Origin of the sequence: Winogradskyella haliclonae, from assembly GCF_014635865.1 — a bacterium.
Classification (GTDB): domain Bacteria; phylum Bacteroidota; class Bacteroidia; order Flavobacteriales; family Flavobacteriaceae; genus Winogradskyella; species Winogradskyella haliclonae.
In genome coordinates, this window is the sequence record NZ_BMDQ01000001.1 from 1,121,711 (window position 1) to 1,139,620 (window position 17,910).

The 17,910-nt window shown below is 32.9% G+C and carries 14 protein-coding genes; 6 read left to right on the top strand and 8 right to left on the bottom strand.

Features of this window, described 5'->3' with window-relative positions; all coding sequences use genetic code 11:
• Positions 1-37: 37 nt before the first annotated feature.
• Complete coding sequence (locus IEV10_RS04990) at positions 38-2,182, top strand: peptidylprolyl isomerase (RefSeq protein WP_188373584.1); 2,145 nt, start codon at positions 38-40, stop codon at positions 2,180-2,182.
• A 54-nt stretch (positions 2,183-2,236) separates the two neighbouring features.
• Here IEV10_RS04990 and IEV10_RS04995 read toward each other — a convergent pair whose 3' ends face one another.
• Positions 2,237-3,145, bottom strand: a complete 909-nt coding sequence (locus tag IEV10_RS04995; RefSeq protein WP_188373585.1) for a GYDIA family GHMP kinase — start codon at positions 3,143-3,145, stop codon at positions 2,237-2,239.
• Positions 3,146-3,150: 5 nt separating this feature from the next.
• Positions 3,151-4,452 (bottom strand): hydroxymethylglutaryl-CoA reductase, degradative, encoded by a 1,302-nt coding sequence (locus tag IEV10_RS05000; protein WP_188373586.1) that lies wholly within the window; start codon positions 4,450-4,452, stop codon positions 3,151-3,153.
• A 149-nt stretch (positions 4,453-4,601) separates the two neighbouring features.
• On the opposite strand from IEV10_RS05000, the gene IEV10_RS05005 reads away from it, so the two are divergent.
• The 3 genes from IEV10_RS05005 (at position 4,602) to IEV10_RS05015 (ending at position 9,100) form a co-directional block, all read left to right on the top strand.
• On the top strand, positions 4,602-6,833 hold the full coding sequence (locus tag IEV10_RS05005; RefSeq protein WP_188373587.1) for a S9 family peptidase: 2,232 nt from the start codon (positions 4,602-4,604) through the stop codon (positions 6,831-6,833).
• Positions 6,834-6,864: 31 nt separating this feature from the next.
• Positions 6,865-8,457, top strand: coding sequence for a peptide MFS transporter (locus tag IEV10_RS05010; RefSeq protein WP_188373588.1), 1,593 nt, complete (start codon positions 6,865-6,867; stop codon positions 8,455-8,457).
• An 85-nt stretch (positions 8,458-8,542) separates the two neighbouring features.
• Positions 8,543-9,100, top strand: coding sequence for a thioredoxin family protein (locus IEV10_RS05015; protein ID WP_188373589.1), 558 nt, complete (start codon positions 8,543-8,545; stop codon positions 9,098-9,100).
• A 5-nt stretch (positions 9,101-9,105) separates the two neighbouring features.
• Here the strand turns inward: IEV10_RS05015 and IEV10_RS05020 are convergent, their stop codons facing one another.
• The 5 genes from IEV10_RS05020 to surE are packed head-to-tail and all read right to left on the bottom strand — an operon-like array spanning position 9,106 to position 13,883.
• Positions 9,106-11,142 carry a ComEC/Rec2 family competence protein gene (locus IEV10_RS05020; protein WP_188373590.1) on the bottom strand — a complete coding sequence of 679 codons (2,037 nt, stop codon included), beginning with the start codon at positions 11,140-11,142 and terminating at the stop codon, positions 9,106-9,108.
• A gap of 60 nt (positions 11,143-11,202) precedes the next feature.
• Positions 11,203-11,709 carry a C40 family peptidase gene (locus IEV10_RS05025; protein ID WP_188373591.1) on the bottom strand — a complete coding sequence of 169 codons (507 nt, stop codon included), beginning with the start codon at positions 11,707-11,709 and terminating at the stop codon, positions 11,203-11,205.
• 2 nt (positions 11,710-11,711) lie between these two features.
• On the bottom strand, positions 11,712-12,824 hold the full coding sequence (lpxB, locus tag IEV10_RS05030; RefSeq protein ID WP_188373592.1) for a lipid-A-disaccharide synthase: 1,113 nt from the start codon (positions 12,822-12,824) through the stop codon (positions 11,712-11,714).
• A 2-nt stretch (positions 12,825-12,826) separates the two neighbouring features.
• Positions 12,827-13,117 carry a hypothetical protein gene (locus IEV10_RS05035; RefSeq protein WP_188373593.1) on the bottom strand — a complete coding sequence of 97 codons (291 nt, stop codon included), beginning with the start codon at positions 13,115-13,117 and terminating at the stop codon, positions 12,827-12,829.
• Positions 13,107-13,883, bottom strand: a complete 777-nt coding sequence (gene surE / locus IEV10_RS05040) for a 5'/3'-nucleotidase SurE (RefSeq protein ID WP_188373594.1) — start codon at positions 13,881-13,883, stop codon at positions 13,107-13,109. The genes IEV10_RS05035 and surE overlap by 11 nt, the downstream gene beginning before the upstream one ends.
• Before the next feature lie 165 nt (positions 13,884-14,048).
• On the opposite strand from surE, the gene IEV10_RS05045 reads away from it, so the two are divergent.
• Positions 14,049-16,184 carry a carboxy terminal-processing peptidase gene (locus IEV10_RS05045; protein WP_188373595.1) on the top strand — a complete coding sequence of 712 codons (2,136 nt, stop codon included), beginning with the start codon at positions 14,049-14,051 and terminating at the stop codon, positions 16,182-16,184.
• A gap of 13 nt (positions 16,185-16,197) precedes the next feature.
• Positions 16,198-17,292 carry an ABC transporter permease gene (locus tag IEV10_RS05050; RefSeq protein ID WP_188373596.1) on the top strand — a complete coding sequence of 365 codons (1,095 nt, stop codon included), beginning with the start codon at positions 16,198-16,200 and terminating at the stop codon, positions 17,290-17,292.
• Positions 17,293-17,294: 2 nt separating this feature from the next.
• On the opposite strand, the gene yihA is transcribed toward IEV10_RS05050, so the two are convergent.
• Positions 17,295-17,906 carry a ribosome biogenesis GTP-binding protein YihA/YsxC gene (gene yihA / locus IEV10_RS05055; RefSeq protein ID WP_188373597.1) on the bottom strand — a complete coding sequence of 204 codons (612 nt, stop codon included), beginning with the start codon at positions 17,904-17,906 and terminating at the stop codon, positions 17,295-17,297.
• Positions 17,907-17,910: the final 4 nt, after the last annotated feature.

Consider the following 17,910-nt stretch of genomic DNA (forward strand, 5'->3'; position numbering starts at 1 on the left):
TTCGCACACTTAATTTCAACAAATTATATACCATAAAATGGCAGTTTTAAATAAAATCAGGCAACGTTCGCTAGTATTAATTTTAGTAATTGCAATGGCATTATTTGCCTTTGTAATTGGAGATGTTTTTAAAAATTCAGATTCATTTGGAACATCTCAAGATATTATTGCAACAATCAATGGCGAAGACATTAAAAGAGAACCATTTATGTTTGCGGTTCAGAACAGACAACAACGTTCTGGTCCAAATGCTACAGAAACTCAAATAAAAAATCAAGTTTACAACGAAGAGCTTAGACGTATTGTGATGAGTTCTGAATACGAAAAACTTGGGCTTTCTGTTGAAAAGGATAAAATGCGTGAGCTATTAGAAACTAGTTTTGGTGCTTATCCAGAGTTTCAAAATCAGGATAGTATTTTTGATGTCAATAAGCTGAATGCTTTTATTGCAAATCTTAAAGACATCCAACCACAAGGTGCACCTTTAAGTACGTTTACAATTAATTATGCGCAATGGACAAACAATGAGCAATCTCTTGCGAATGGTGCTTTAGCTCAGCAATACTATAACTTAGTAAAAGCTGGTGTTAATGCTACTGTAGCTGAAGCAGAAGATGAGTATTTAGCAGATGCGCAAACTGTTGATGTAAGATATGTGCAAGTGCCTTATACAAGTATTGCAGATAGTTTGGTAGAAGTAAGTAAGTCAGAGATTAAGGCTTACATGGAGAAAAATAGAGATCTTTATGAGGTTGATGAAACTAGAGAGATATTATTTGTAGAGTTTAGAGAAGATGCATCAAAAGAAGATGAGGATGCATTAAAAGCTGAGTTATTAGGTCTTAAAGCTGATAAGTTTGAATTTAATACAGCAACTAAAGCTACTGATACTATTTTAGGTTTCGATAATACTACTAATATTGAAGCTTTTGTTAATAGTAACTCAGACATTAAATTTTCTGATGACTATCTAAGATCTTCTCAATTAGGCGCAGCAAAAGATAGTTTGGCAAATACTGCAATTGGTGCCTATTACGGACCATATAAAGACGGCAATTTCTATAAGTATTCCAAAGTTTTAGATAGAGCTAGTAAAGCAGATTCTGTTAAAGTACGCCATATATTAATTCCTTATGTAGGCGCAACTAGAGCTGCTGCTGATGTCACAAAAACACCAGAAGAAGCAAAAGCAACTGCTGATAGTATTTTTAATGTACTTAAGGGTAACCGTTCTAAGTTCAAAGATTTGTTAGAATTATCTTCTGATAAAGTCAGTAACGAAAAAGAAGGTGTTATAGAATTTACATACAATCAAGGATTTGCACCAGAGTTTAAAGCGTTTTCTTTTGATAATAAGAAAGGCGATATGGATGTTGTAGAAACTAGCTTTGGTTATCATATTATCGAAGTATTAGATCAATCAGGATTTAGTAATACTACAAAATTAGCTACAGTGGCTCGTGAGATTGAGGCTTCAGAAAAAACAATTGACGATGTCTTTAATGGAAAGCAAAAATTTGAAATCGCTGCTGAGTCTGGAGATTTTAGAGAATTAGCAGAAGAGCGTGGTTTAACTGCAAGACCAGTAACTTTTAAAGAATTGGATGAAAACATACCAGGATTAGGTAGTCAAAGGCAAATAGTACGTTGGGCATATAATCAAGATACAAAGGTTGGTGATTATAAGAGTTTTACAGTTTCTGGAGTTGGTTATGTAGTTGTTCAATTAGTAGATGTTAATGATGAAGGTTTAATGAGTGTGGAAAATGCAACAACACCTGTTTTAGCAGCTGTAAGAAAAGAGAAGAAGGCAGAAATGATTCGTAATAAGATATCTGCAACAACCCTAGCTGACATTGCTAATAACCAAGGACAATCGGTTAAGACTGCAACTGGATTGACAATGAAAAACACAACACTCTCCGGGGCTGGTGTAGAGCCTAAAGTAATTGGTACAGCATTTGGTCTGCAACAAGGTGTGGTTTCTAAACCAGTTGATGGAGAAAAAGGAGTTTATGTGGTAGAGGTTACGAAAATTAATGAAGCAACAAAACTTGATAACTACGCAGCAATTTTAGCGCGTTTAAGTAATGCGCGTAAAAATACAGTACAAACTCAAGTGTATTCAGCATTAGAAAAGGCAGCTGATGTCGAGGATAATAGAGCAAAAACAGTTTACTAAAAATAGTTAGCTATAGAAATAAAAAAAGGCTTTGCAATTTTGCAAAGCCTTTTTTTATTTTATCATATCAGAATACGAAAGAATAGTAGTGTAACCTTTGATTTTAAAATAATCTATTGGATTGTTTTTAGAAGCCACTAAAACAAAGTCACCACCCCAAGCGCCTAGACTTTTGATAGCACCATCAAAATCTGCAAAAAGCCTAGATTTTATAGGTGGCTGATTTATGATTTCAGAAATAATATAGTCGTGTTTTGTGATAAGTTTTTCAAAATCATTAAGGTTTTTACATAAAATAATAGCCTCGGTAATTGAATTAATATCATAAATTGAAGCTTTTAAATCTCCTTTAAACTTCCTGTAAGTGGCAATTCCATCACGACTGTTTTGTTTTTGATTTAAATAGACAAAGTAAAGATGGTCCTTGAATTTAGGATTAAAGTCAACCTGAGATACTTGAGGGTGTTTATCAATCAGCTGGTATATAATAGGCGTATTATTTTGCGCGCAAGCAATATCATAACCACTACCTCCAAAAGTAAGCTCTAATAATTTGTAAGCGTCAATATTTGCCCAACTGGCAATATTATTTATTAAAGTAGATGATGTGCCTAATCCCCAAACTCTATTAAAATCTTGAGTCGTCGTAATAGTATAACCTTTGTTTGGTATAAAAAAACCAGGACTTAGCGTATTAATACTTTTAAAAATATCAATCAGTCTTTGGGAAATATCATTTTCTGAAGTAAATGAAGAAGAAAGGATATCATCTATTAAAAATGTATCCTCAAACCAGAGGTTACTATCTTCATCAAAGCTTTTCCAATCAATACAATTGCCTTCATTTTCAATAATAGAAAGTTCTTGCCCAAATTTGGTGGGTAATGCTAAGGATTTTGCACTATCGAGAACAAGGTACTCTCCTGTTAATAATAGCTTTCCGTTACTTCTATAGTTTACCATAGATATTATGACCTTAGCTTTTCAATAGCTTCAACAACGGCGCTATGAGTTACTGTATTCGTTTTAAAATGTTCAATCAATTCAGCTTTTTCGGTCGCATTAGCTTCAAATTGATTTAAGATATTCATCAAATGCATTTTCATATGTCCCTGCTGAATACCAGTTGTGGTTAAGGATTTTAGAGCTGCAAAATTCTGTGCCAAGCCTGCAACCGCTACAATTTTCATTAAATCTTTGGCAGAAGGTTTGCTTAACATTTGTAATGCAAACTTTACTAATGGGTGTAGGCTCGTTAATCCGCCAACTGTTCCTAGAGCCAATGGTATTTCTAACCAAAAGCAAAACTCGTCATTCTCAATAGTACAATGCGTTAGGCTAGAGTATATTCCGTTTTTTGAAGCGTAGGCATGTACACCAGCTTCAACCGCTCTAAAATCATTTCCAGTAGCTAAAACCACAGCATCTATACCGTTCATAATACCTTTATTATGTGTTACAGCACGATGTGGCTCAACCTCTGCAACAGCAACAGCTTGTTTGAATTTTTCGGCAAAGGCTTTAGGATTTGGAATGTCTTTGTCTTTTAAATCCTTGATATGACAACGTACTTCAGCTTTAACTAGACACTCTGGTACATAGTTAGATAAAATACTCATTATAATGTCAATGCCTTTAATGTTATTTGCTATAGCTTCGTCTTTAAACGTTTGGGCAAATTGTTCTAAACAGGAGTTTATAAAATTTGCGCCCATAGCGTCAAGCGTCTCAAACGTGGCATGAAGTTGATAGTAGTTTTCTAGCGCTTCAGTTTTATCGCGTAACTCTATGTCTAAAATGCCACCACCACGACGTTCCATATTTTTAGTGATAGCAGAGCTGTCAGAAATAAGCTTAGATTTTACAGATTCAAAATAGTTTTTCAAATCTGTTTTGTCACCAGGATATGTGAAATGAACTTGACCAATTTTTGTAGTCGAGATTACTTCGGCTCTAAAACCACCACGTTTAAACCAAAATTTAGCAGCTTTACTAGCTGCCGCAACTACAGAGCTTTCTTCAATGGCCATTGGTATCGTATACAATTTGTCATTGATTAAGAAGTTTGGTGCCACGCCAAGCGGGAGATAAAAATTTGTTATGGTATTTTCTATAAACTCATCGTGCAACTTTTGTAGTTTTTCATCTGTATTCCAATATTGAGTTATTAGATTTCTTGAAGTTTCATCATTATTGAAATATATTTTAAGTATCCAATTAACTTTTTCAATTTTGGTTAATTTAGAAAATCCAGAAATGGTGTTTTGCATGATTCATTTTCATTTAAAACACAAAGATAATAGGATTGGTACAATATGTGTTGCATGTTCAGTAATATTGCCGATTTCCTGTTAATAATTCGGGTTTTTTGCATAATTTTTAGTAAACTTGGCATTGCTTTATTAAATAACGAAGATTAATGAGATTCACGCGTTTTCTTACCATTATTGGTTTTTTGGTTACAACTCTAGTAACTGCACAGAATAAACAAATTAGCTTAGAAGAAATTTGGAACGGTACTTTTAGAACTGAAGGCATGCAAGCGCTTCATTCTATGAACAATGGAAAGCAGTATTCAGTTCTAAATTATGATAGAACAGCAAGAACAACATCTATCGATATTTATGACTATAAAACATTAAAAAAAGTAAACACATTATTAAGCTCGTCAGATTTACCAGAAATCGGAGCTTTTTTTGATTATAGCTTTAGTAAAGATGAATCCAAAATATTACTAACCACAAAATCTGAGGCTGTATTTAGACGTTCAACTTTAGGGGAGTATTATATTTATGATAGGAATTCTAAAAAACTAATAAAGTTATCAGATGACTTGGTACAAGAGCCAACATTTTCTCCTGATGGCTCAAAGGTTGCTTATGGCTTTCAGAATAATTTATATATAAAAGATTTAAGTTCTGGAGCGATAAAACAATTCACTTTTGATGGCGTAAAGAATAGTATTATTAATGGTATTACAGACTGGGTTTATGAAGAAGAATTTAGTTTTGTCCGCGCTTTTGATTGGAATGCTGATGGCAATAAAATAGCATTCATAAGATTTGATGAATCTAACGTTCCTGAATTTTCAATGGATGTTTTTGGAACCGGTTTATACCAAACACAACAAGTATTTAAATATCCAAAAGCAGGTGAAACCAACTCTAACGTGTCTTTACATTTATATGACTTAGATACAGATAAATTATCTCAATTAACAGTTGATAAGGCCTACAATGATTTTTACATCCCAAGGCTAGAATGGACAAAGGAAGCTAATGTTTTAAGTGTTCAGTTTATGAACCGTCATCAAAACGAATTAGATTTATGGATGATTGATGTTGCTCAAAATTCCTCTAAGTTGGTATTAGCTGAAACAGATGATGCATACATAGATGTAACGTTTAACCTCACATTTTTAAAGGATAATAGTTTTATTTGGACTAGCGAAAAGGATGGTTATAATCATATTTATCATTATTCAAAAGATGGTCAATTAATTAATCAAGTCACTAATGGTAATTGGGAAGTCACCAATTATTATGGGTTTAACGAAAAAACAAATACAATTTTTTATCAGTCTGTAGAGAATGGTTCTATTAATAGGGATGTGTATTCTGTTAAGCTCAATGGAAAAAGCAAAAAACGTTTAACTAAAAGAGATGGTACAAATAGAGCTTCTTTTAGTGCAGACTTTACGTATTTTATTAATACACATTCTAGCGCAACTTCACCTCAGGAGTATACATTAAACGATGCTAAAAGTGGCAAGTTAGTTAAGAGCATTAAGGATAATGATAAATTGGCTAAAAAACTTACAGATTATAAGACTTCTAAAAAAGAGTTTAGTACCATTTCTGTAAACGGAAATGAGCTAAACATGTGGATGATAAAGCCTGCGGATTTCGATGAGAATAAAACCTATCCACTGTTTATGTATCAGTATTCTGGCCCTGGTTCTCAGCAAGTTGCTAATCGTTGGAATGGCAGTAATGATTATTGGTATCAACACTTGGCACAACAAGGCTATATTGTGGCGTGTGTAGACGGAAGAGGAACAGGTTTAAAAGGTGCTGCATTTAAAAAAGTGACTCAAAACGAATTAGGTAAATACGAGGTTGAAGATCAAATAGAAGCTGCAAAAAAATTAGGAGCTTTGCCATATGTTGATGCGTCTCGAATAGGAATTTGGGGATGGAGCTATGGTGGTTTTATGAGTAGCAATGCACTTTTTAAAGGTAATGATGTCTTTAAAATGGCAATAGCAGTTGCGCCAGTAACTAGTTGGAGATTTTACGATACAATATATACGGAACGTTACATGACAACACCTCAGGAAAATCCTAGTGGTTATGATGAAAATTCACCAATTAATCATGTAGATAAATTAAAAGGCGACTTTTTATTAATTCATGGGTCTGGTGATGATAATGTGCATTTGCAAAATACGATGCGTATGGTTGAGGCCTTAGTGCAAGCCAATAAACAATTTGATTGGATGATTTATCCAGACAAAAATCATGGTATCTATGGTGGTAACACAAGATTACATTTGTATAATAAAATGACGGATTTTATTCATAAAACTCTTGGTGATAAACGTGAAAAATCAGAAGAAAAAGAGCAAATAAAGTCTAAAATAAAAGGATAAAATAACTAAATACTAACTAATACAATTACATATGGAATTCAAATTTGGAGGTTCAGAAACTAATCAAAAGACTGTACTAGGTCATCCGTCAGGATTATTTGTACTCTTTTTTACAGAAATGTGGGAGCGTTTTTCTTACTACGGTATGCGTGCTCTGCTCGTACTTTTTTTAACAGCAGCTATTCTTGGTGAAGGTGGCTGGGGCTGGGAACGTTCTGAAGCATTAATTCTTTATGGATGGTATACAGGATTAGTTTATATAACCCCAATAATTGGAGGTTTTATAGCTGATAAAATAATGGGATATAGAAAAGCTGTTGTGCTTGGAGCATTTTTAATGACTCTAGGTCATGCATCAATGGCACTTGAAGTTACGGCTGATATGTTCTTTTATTTAGGATTAGGATTGTTGATTATTGGAAATGGGCTTTTTAAGCCAAATATTTCTTCTATCGTTGGACAGTTATATAAGTCTCAAGGGAAAGAAAAAGATGCTGGATATACTATTTTCTATATGGGTATTAATGCAGGAGCGTTTTTAGGTATTCTTTTATGTGGTTATATAGGAGAAACTGTTGGTTGGCATTATGGTTTTGGATTAGCAGGGATTTTTATGTTCTTTGGAATGTTGCAATTCTATTTTGCTCAAAAAATATTCGGAAATATTGGATTATCACCTAAAAATGCTGAGGATTTAGATGATGCTATAGAGGATACATTAGAAGATACAAAAGATGCTATAGAAGCTGTTGCTGACCATGCATCTAAGTCCAAGGTTACTGCAGATAGGTTAAAGGTTATTGGTGTATTTTCATTCTTTACCATATTTTTCTGGTGGGCATTTGAACAAGCTGGCGGTTCAATGACGATATTTGCTGCGGATTATACCGATCGCATTTTAACTGGAGATGGCGCAACCACCTTTAAAATATTTAATACATTATTGACTGTTGTTCCTATGCTAATAATTACATGGGTTTTATTAATGTTATTCAAGAAGACATTCAGTAAGTACGCATTATCAAATATCTTATTAGGAACGAGTTTTGTTATCATTTGGGGAATAGTAATCTGGATGTTAAATAAAGAGTTTAGTGAAGAAGTTGCTGAAGTGAAAGCATCATGGTTTGGTATCCTTAATTCTTTCTTTATCATAGCATTTGCTCCTTTATTCTCAAAAGTATGGGAAAGTAAATACAATCCTTCTGGCCCAGTAAAATTTGCTATAGGTTTGATGTTATTAGGTCTTGGATTTGGGATTTTAGCTTATGGTTCTATGGGAATTCCATTAGGCGCAAAAACAGCTTCAGTTAGTATGATATTCTTAATACTGGCATACTTATTCCACACATTAGGAGAATTATGTGTATCACCAGTTGGATTATCTTATGTTAGTAAACTAGCACCGTTAAAGTTAGTGGGAATGATGTTTGGTATTTGGTTTGTAGCAAACTTTATTGCTAATCTTACTGCTGGTTGGACAGGTAGTTATATAGATCCAATTGTAGAAGAGTATGGAATGAGTACATTCTTCTTAATATTTACTGCTATACCGGTAGGTGCAGGTGTAATAATGTTGATTTTAAATAAAACATTAATTAGAATGATGCATGGCATCCGATAAAAACAAATTGTTAAAATAACGAAAAGCTCCATTCGGAGCTTTTTTTATTTTGTAAGTTTGGTATTGTAATTGCTACAAATCAGATATGATGAAAAAGATAATTTTAGGAGCGTTTATATTGCTATTAGCAATCAATGCATCAGCACAGGAAATAAATTGGGTAACTTTTGAAGAGGCTGTAGCTCTACAGAAGAAAAATCCTAAAAAGATAATGATGGACGTCTATACCAATTGGTGTGGTCCATGTAAGATGTTAGATCGTAATACCTTTAAAAATAAAGATGTTGTTAAGTATGTTAATGATAACTATTATGCTGTAAAGTTCAATGCAGAAGGTAATAAAAACGTTACATATAAAGACAATGTTTTTAAAAATCCAAGCTACGATCCTGCTAAAGCAAATAGAAGAAATAGTTCTCATGAGTTTGCTCGTTTTTTACAAGTGAGAGCATATCCTACAATTGCTTTTTTTGATGAAGAGTTACAATTAATAGCTCCAATTACGGGTTATCAAAAACCTCAACAATTAGAGTTATATTTAAAACTCTTTAAAGATGATAAGTACAAAACAATGACATCTCAAGAGGCATTTAATGAGTATTACAAAGCTTTTAAACCAACGTTTGGTCAAGAAGGTAAATAATATCCTTACTTTAATATAAAAACTCCCTTTTCGTATGTGCTATGGAAAGGGATTTTTTTATGCATACAAGTTTGCTTCCATCGGTTTACATAGGATTTATAATTACTAGCATCTGCAATAATTTGTTCTGGCTTAAGAGAATCAATTAATCTGTCTAAATTAATCTTCGGGGAATTTCTTAGTAGAATAAGATTAGGTTTAAAACCATTCACATTATAAATACCTAAACTATCTATAATTAAAATTATGTTGTTCTTATATGTATAAACAGTCTTCAAACTGTCATTAAACGTAGTATTTATAAAACTACCGACTTGGTAGTTTTTTATTGTTTTGTCTTCTTTTGTTGTTAAACTATCTAAATCATGGTAGAGCATTAAACTCTGATTAGTTTTTTTAGCCAAAACGGTAGTTCTGTTCTTATTGAAAATAATAAACTCTTCACAAGTATTTTTGTATTTGGTGTGTAACAATACACAAGAAAAAAGTAGTAGACTCATTAAAGAATAATGCAATGACTTTAGAGTTCTTCGCTTCCATAGGTAAAGTCCAGTTATAATAATTAAGTAACTTGAAAACACATGGTAAATGCTAAAAGAAATATCTCTTAGCAGAAAATCTTCAAACTGTGCAACCCAAGCAATAAAAGCATTTAACGTATTTATGATAAAGCTAAATACTGTAACTAAAACTGAAGGTAATATGTTCAATAATGCTAATGCAATAACTAAAATACCTAAACCCAGAATTAATCCTAAAACAGGAATAATCACCAAATTTGAAACAAAGAATAGACCTGGAAATTGATGAAAATAGAACAATCCTATAGGTGCAACACCTATTTGAGCGGCAACCGTAACCGTAAAAATCTCCCAAAACTTGTTTAAAACCAGATTAGGGGCTTTCCATAAATTATATAATATGGGTTGAATGGATACAATTGCTAAAACTGCTAAATAACTCATTTGGAATCCTACATCGAACAAATAAATAGGCTTAAATAGTAACATTAAAAATGCCGAAATTGTTAATGTGTTATAAATATTAGTTGGCCTTCTTAGATGTTGGGAAATAGCTATAATACTAAACATAGTTACTGCTCTTGTCACTGAGGGTGATAAGCCCGCGATAAACGCAAAACACCATAATAACAAGACAATAAGTATTGGTTTTATAACATGTTTTCCATGCTTAATTCTATGTAGTGGTTTTAAAATCTGTGTTAAGATTAAAAATATAATGCCAACATGTAAACCCGAAACGGCCAGAATATGTATAGTCCCAGCATTAACATAATTATTATAAATCTCTGGACTTATATCTTGTCTTTGTCCAAGAAGCAATGCATTAATAATAGCAAGGGCTTCTGGCTTAAAACCATTCTTTTTTAATTTAAAATTTACGCTCTTTCTAAAAGCATGCGCATAGCCGGCAATAGATTTTGAATCGCTTTTTAATAGGATTAATTCATCTTGCTTAATGTAAATCTGGTGATTAACATTTCGTTGTTTTAAATAATTATGATAATCAAACTGAAAAGGATTTTTGGGTTTTACAACTTCGGAAAGCTTGGTATTTGTAAAATAGAGATTATCAACTGTTAGCTCATTTTGTAATGAGTCTTTATCAAGATTAATTAAGATTTGCCCAATTGCTTTTTTTGCATTTAAACTTTCAATTTCAGCAATATACTTATGATTATAATTGTCTGATTTTAGGCGCTTTTTTATTCTGAAACTAAAGTCTTGATAGTTGGTGTATTCAATAGTTGAATTTACATAATGCAAGGACCTATTGGTTTCGTCATAAATGGAAGTACTTAATATTCCTACTAAAATAAATACTGCAAAAGCAAAGCCAGTGAATAGTAAAGATGATTTTTTATAAGTTTCGCAATAGAAATAACTTACAATTAAACTGAGTGTAAATAGAGATAAAGATATGAGAATAGTCTTAATAGGAATGCTGAAGTAAAATCCTATAATAATACCGCATATTAGGCAAATCGTAAGCTTTATGACTGCAAAATTAAGTAACTTCATGACAGAAAGTTACTACAAAATATTAAGATTTTTCTTATTTGGTAACTGACGCTCTAGAAACTACAAATAACGTCTGGCTTGAACGTAAGCAAAATACCAATAACGTTCTGAGATTTTTGATATCATCACACCTCGACTAGTTGAAGCATGAATAAAAGAAACATCTCCTTTATTGACGTCTGTAACAATCCCTACATGATTTACTTTTCGGCTATTTTTTTTAGTGGCAAAAAACACCAAATCGCCTTCTTGTACTTGTTTTAAATCTACCCAGTCACCTTTAACAGCTAAATCTTTTGTTGTTCTTGGCATGGCGATATCATGAGCCCCAAAAGACGTATAAATAAGCCCAGAGCAATCCATGCCTTTTTTAGTAGTACCACCATATTTGTATTTAACGCCTTTAAACCGTTTTGCATAAGCTATAATGGAAGCTGCATCTTTAGATATGGATGTCTTAGTTTCGGTTTTAGCAATTTTATTAGTCCTGCGTTGAGATTTGTTTTTTGTGGATTTACAACTGCTTAAGGTTATTAGTAGGATTAGTAGTAGGTAAAGTTTCTTCATAGTTATTTCTTAGTCGCTTCAAAAATCAATTTTGCTGTTTTTTTACTTGCGCCTTTTCCTCCTAATTTTTGTTCTAATTCATAATAATCCAAAAACAATTGGTTGCGTTTTTCAGGATTTAAAATAGTCTCAAGTTCTTTCTTAAGGTGTTTGGTGTTTAAATCAGCTTGTATTAATTCTGTAACCACTTCACGGTCCATAATTAAGTTTACTAATGAAATATATTTTAAAGTAATAATACGTTTTGCAATCTGGTAAGAAATAGTATTTGCTTTATAACAAACAACTTGAGGTACTTTAAATAGAGCGGTTTCTAAAGTTGCGGTTCCAGAAGTGACTAAAGCAGCAAAAGAGACACTTAGTAAATCGTAAGTTTTGTTGTCTACAAATGCAATATTTCTATTTTTAATGATTGACTTATAAAAACTAAAATCTTGACTTGGCGCACCAGCAATAACAAATTGGTAATCGGTAAAGTCATCAACAACACTGAGCATTACATCAAGCATCTTTTTTATTTCTTGCTTTCTACTTCCTGGTAAGAGTGCAATAATTGGCTTATTGCTTAATCCGTACTCTTTTCTAAAGGCATTTTCATCAACTAAGTTTCTATTAGTAATAGCATCTATTAATGGGTGGCCAACAAAATTAACAGCATACCCATAGTTGTCATAAAAAGGTTTTTCAAAAGGTAAAATGGTATACATCGCATCAACATCACGCTTTATCTTTTTAACTCTACCTGCACGAGATGCCCACACTTGTGGAGATATATAGTAATGCGTTTTATAACCAACTTCTTTAGCCCATTTTGCAATACGTAAGTTAAAGCCTGAGTTGTCTATAAATACAATAACGTCGGGATTAAAAGCTTCAATATCTTTCTTACAGAATTTAATAAACCCTAGTATGGTTTTAAGGTTTAGTATCACTTCTGCAAAGCCCATAAAAGAACGTTCTTTGTAATGTGTAACTAAAGTACCTCCAACACCTTGCATAAGGTCACCGCCCCAAAAGCGAATGTCAGCTTTTTTGTCCTCTTCAAAAAGCGCTTTCATTAAATTAGAGCCATGTAAGTCTCCAGAAGCTTCTCCAGCAATGATGTAGTACTTCATGGTTATAATTTATTGATTAAAAATAAAATACCAACTAAAATTGTAGCTAGTAAAACGCCTTTTGCAATATCCTCTTTCTTCTTATTTAAAAATAAATAGAATATGGGTAAGTTTATTAACACACCTATGCTGGCACGTTTGTCGAGAAGCGTGGTGCTAAAAGAACGATTAATAATGCGATTAAAAGAGCTGCCTTTGTAAATGCCAATACAAATATCAAAAAAGAAAATACCAATTAATACTGCAATAATGCCAACAAAAAAACCAATAATGATATCTTTTTTATGCGCCAAAATCCCAAGAGTTTAATTGTTGTATAGCATGATGAGCAGTCAAATCAAACTGAACAGGAACAATAGAAACATAATTGTGCTCAAGAGCCCACTCGTCAGTGTCTTCTCCATTATCCATGTTTACAAACTTTCCTGTTAACCAATAATACTCACGTCCCATTGGATTGGTGCGCTTATCAAATTCTTCTTCCCAATTTGCACGTGCTTGCCTACAAACTTTAATGCCTTTGATATCTTTTTTTTCAACATTAGGGAGGTTGACATTTAGTACGACACCATCAGGCAAGCCATGCTCTAAAACATTTGAGGTTATTGTTTTTACAAATGATTTGCAATGCTCAAAATTAGCACCCCAATTATAGTCTAATAAAGAAAAACCTATAGCGGGAATACTTTCTATGCCAGCTTCAAGAGCTGCACTCATGGTTCCGGAATATATAACATTAATTGAAGAGTTTGATCCGTGGTTTATGCCTGATACACAGAGGTCAGGTTTTCTATCTAAAACCTCTCTAACCGCCAGTTTTACACAATCAGCTGGTGTGCCAGAGCAACTGTATTCTATTTGAGAACCATTGTCAATAACCACTTTTTCAACATGTAATGTAGAATTGATAGTTATAGCATGTCCCATAGCACTTTGTGGACTGTCAGGAGCTACGACTACAACGTCTCCAATCTCTTTCATTACTGAAATAAGTGTTCTTATTCCTGGAGCAGTGATGCCATCATCATTTGTAACTAAAATCAGCGGTCTTTTAGACATTTTAGGTGTTTAAATTTTGTAGTGCTAAAATACTAAAATAGCTAGTAAAAGCTACTATATGGTGGTTTAACAAAAAATTAGTAGCGCTTTGGTTTTTTGGCATGGTTTTTTCGTCTATTTTAGACAATTATTGATGAAAAAGCGTTTTCAAAAATTTAAAAACATATGAAAGGGAAATACAAATTCTTATTACTAGCATTACTTATAGCGTTTGCTTCATGCAGTTTTACAAGTAAAGTCGACGGAGAAGGTTCGGATAAAGACAAGTTACTTGTTCGAATAATTACATATTTGTTAGATCAAGGGCATTATGCACCTCAAGATATTAATGATGACTTTTCAGGAAGAGTTTATGATGATTATATTAGACAATTAGACCCTTTTAAAAGGTATTTTTACAAGTCTGACATCAAAGAGTTTGAATCTTACAAAAATCAGTTAGATGACCAATTAAAAGCTTACGATTTGGCGTTTTTCGATTTAACTCACAAGCGTTTACTACAACGAATTGCTGAGTCTAAAGACGTTTATGCAAAAATTTTGGATAAACCTTTTGATTATGACAAGGAGGAAAGCTTTAATTCTAATTATGAATCTTTAGATTATGTAAAGAACAAGCGCGAAATGAAAGAGCGCTGGAGAAAGCAATTAAAGTTTTCTACTATTGCTAATTATGACGAAGCCATTGAGAATAACCTTTTAATGTCTCAAGAAGATGAGTCAATAGAAAAAAAATCTAAAAAAGAATTAGAAATAGAAGCTCGTGAAACAACTTTAAATTCTTTAACAGAGTTGTATACTTATATGGATGAGCGTCAACGAAAAGATTGGTTTGGTGTGTATATAAATGCAATTGTTAGAGAGTTTGATCCTCATACATTTTATTTTGAACCAGAAGATAAAGACCGTTTTGATGTGGAAATGTCTGGAAAATACCATGGTATTGGTGCGCGTTTACAACGTAGTTTAGATGTAATTTCTATTAGTGAACTGATTAGTGGTGGACCCGCTTGGAGACAAAACAAGCTAGAAACGGGTGACCAAATATTAAAAGTCACGCAAGAAGATGAAGAAGAGGGTGTAAATATTGTTGGTATGCGTTTAGAAGATGCTGTTAAATTTATCAAAGGACCAAAAGGAACCACAGTTACGCTTACTGTCAAAAAAGTAGATGGTGCTCTAGAAGATATTTCTATTGTCCGTGATGAAGTAGTATTAGAAGAGACTTATGCCAAGTCGTCTACAGTCATTAAAGATGGTAAAAAGTATGGTGTTATAAACCTTCCTAGTTTTTATGATAATTTTGATCGTGATGATAGAGTTAGCTGTTCTATCGATGTTAAGCGTGAAATAGAGCGCTTAAAGAAAGAAGGTATCGAAGGTATTATTATGGATTTGAGAGATAACCGTGGTGGCTCTTTAGGCGCTGTTGTAGATATGGCTGGTTTATTTATCGAAGAAGGTCCAATTGTTCAAGTTCAGAGTACTACTGAGCCAAAACGTATATATAGAGATAAGGATAAGTCTATTGTTTGGGATGGCCCATTAGTTATTATGGTTAATGAATTGTCGGCTTCTGCATCAGAAATTTTAGCTGCAGCCATGCAAGACTATAAAAGAGCAGTTATAATAGGTAGTGAGCAGACTTTTGGTAAAGGGACAGTGCAAAATGTTGTGGATTTAAATAGAGTTGTACGTAATAATACTAATGGAGATTTAGGTGCAATTAAATTTACAACTGATAAGTATTACAGAATTAATGGAGGTTCTACACAACTAGAAGGTGTTAAGAGTGATATTGTTGTGCCAGACCGTTATAAGTATATTGGTATTGGTGAGCGTACACAAGATAATCCATTAGCTTGGGACGAAATTGGTGCGGCAGATTATAATGTTTGGGAAAACTATTATGATTATGATGCAGCTATAGCAAAAAGTAAGGAACGAATTGCTAACAACGAACAATTAAGATTAATTGATGAAAATGCAAAGTGGATAAACGAAATTAGAGATAATGAAACGTACTCGCTTAATTATAATAGTTACAAAAAGCGTCTAGAGCTTAACGAAGAAGAGGCAAAACGTTTCGAGAAAATATCAGATTACACGACTAACTTAACGTTTAATTCATTACCATATGAAGTAAGCTTAATGGAAAAAGATTCTATTCTCAAAGAAAAGAGAAAACGCTGGCATGTGAGTTTAAGTAAGGATGTATATGTAGAAGAAGCTCTTAATGTGTTAAACGATCTAAAGCTGTCTTATGCAATTAAAAATAATGTAGCTAAGATGAAAAATTAAAACTTGACAATACATGTCAAAAAACAATAATTCATTATCACAGTTAGCGCTCCAAAAATTCAAAAAGAATTTTTGGGGCGTTTTCAGTTTCTGGGTAGTAGTAGTTATTGGTTTGGTTTCAATTTTTGCATATGTCTTGGTTCCTGATAACTCTAAGAATGCTAACCAGATGCATTTGTCTATTCACTCCAAATCACCAGGATTCAAGGTAAAAATTATAGAGATCCCTAATGAAATTAAAGAAGGAGATTCTTTTATATCTAAACTCTTTTTTGGTCAAAATAATACAACCACTGAAATCCCGATTTCAGATTTTATAGTTAAAGACGAAACTCTAACTTATACAGAGTATGCTTCAGATGGATTGATTGGTCAAGAAAAATCAATTGACATTAATAGTTTTCCTAATAATGAATATGAAGATTTTATCAAAGAAAGACACTTCATTTTTGGCACAGATAAATATGGAAGAGATTATTTGAGTAGAATTCTAATAGGTGCTCGTATTTCTTTTTTTATAGGCTTTGTGGCTGTTTTTATTTCTTTAATTGTTGGACTCTTTATGGGAAGTTTGGCGGGTTATTATGGTGGGAAAATAGATGCTTTTATCATGTGGATAATTAACATTACCTGGTCTATACCTACTTTACTTTTAGTGATTGCAATAACTCTAGCCTTAGGTAAAGGATTTTGGCAAGTATTTATTGCTGTTGGTTTAACGATGTGGGTCGAGGTAGCAAGAGTTGTTAGAGGACAAATAATAGGCGCAAAGGAGTTGCAATATGTTACTGCAGCAAGAGCTTTGGGTTTTAGAGATTTTAGGATAGTGACTAAACACATTCTGCCAAATATTATGGCGCCACTTATAGTAATTTCGGCGGCTAATTTTGCGGCAGCCATTTTAATAGAAAGTGGTTTGAGCTTTTTAGGTATAGGTGCACAACCGCCAATGGCGAGTTGGGGTGCAATGATTAAAGACCATTATAATTATATCATACTTGGTAAGCCTTATCTTGCTTTAATTCCGGGTTTATGCATCATGATTTTGGTTATGGCATTTATGTTAATTGGTAATGCCTTACGTGATGCTTTGGATGTAAAAAATTAAACCTAAGTACGTAATTTTTCTATCTCATCGTTTGTGTCGCTAATAAATTCTAAAACCTCATCTTTACCAATAGTTTTACTAGATGATGTAATAAAATGAAGTGGTAATTCTTCCCAATATTGCAATAAATTGTTGCAATAATCTTCAACATGTTTTTCTATGGCTTTTGGTTTTAACTTGTCAGCTTTTGTAAAAATGATAGAAAACGGTATTTCTTTCTCACCCAGATATTGCATAAACTCTAAATCTACAGGTTGAGGTTTGTGACGTATGTCAATGAGAACAAATGCAGAAACAAGTTGTTTGCGTTGTTCAAAATAATTGGTGATAAACTTCTGAAACTTTTTCTTTGAAGATTTAGACACGCGAGCATAACCATAGCCAGGTAAGTCTACTAAAAACCAATTTTTATTTATTAAAAAATGATTTATCAGTTGTGTCTTTCCAGGTCTTCCAGATGTTTTTGCTAAGCTTTTACGGCTCGTTAACATGTTGATCAAAGAAGACTTTCCAACATTGCTACGACCAATAAAAGCATATTCAGGCAAAGACTGTGTAGGACATTTGCCGACATCGGAGTTGCTTATTATAAATTCAGCGGATTTTATTTTCATCTTT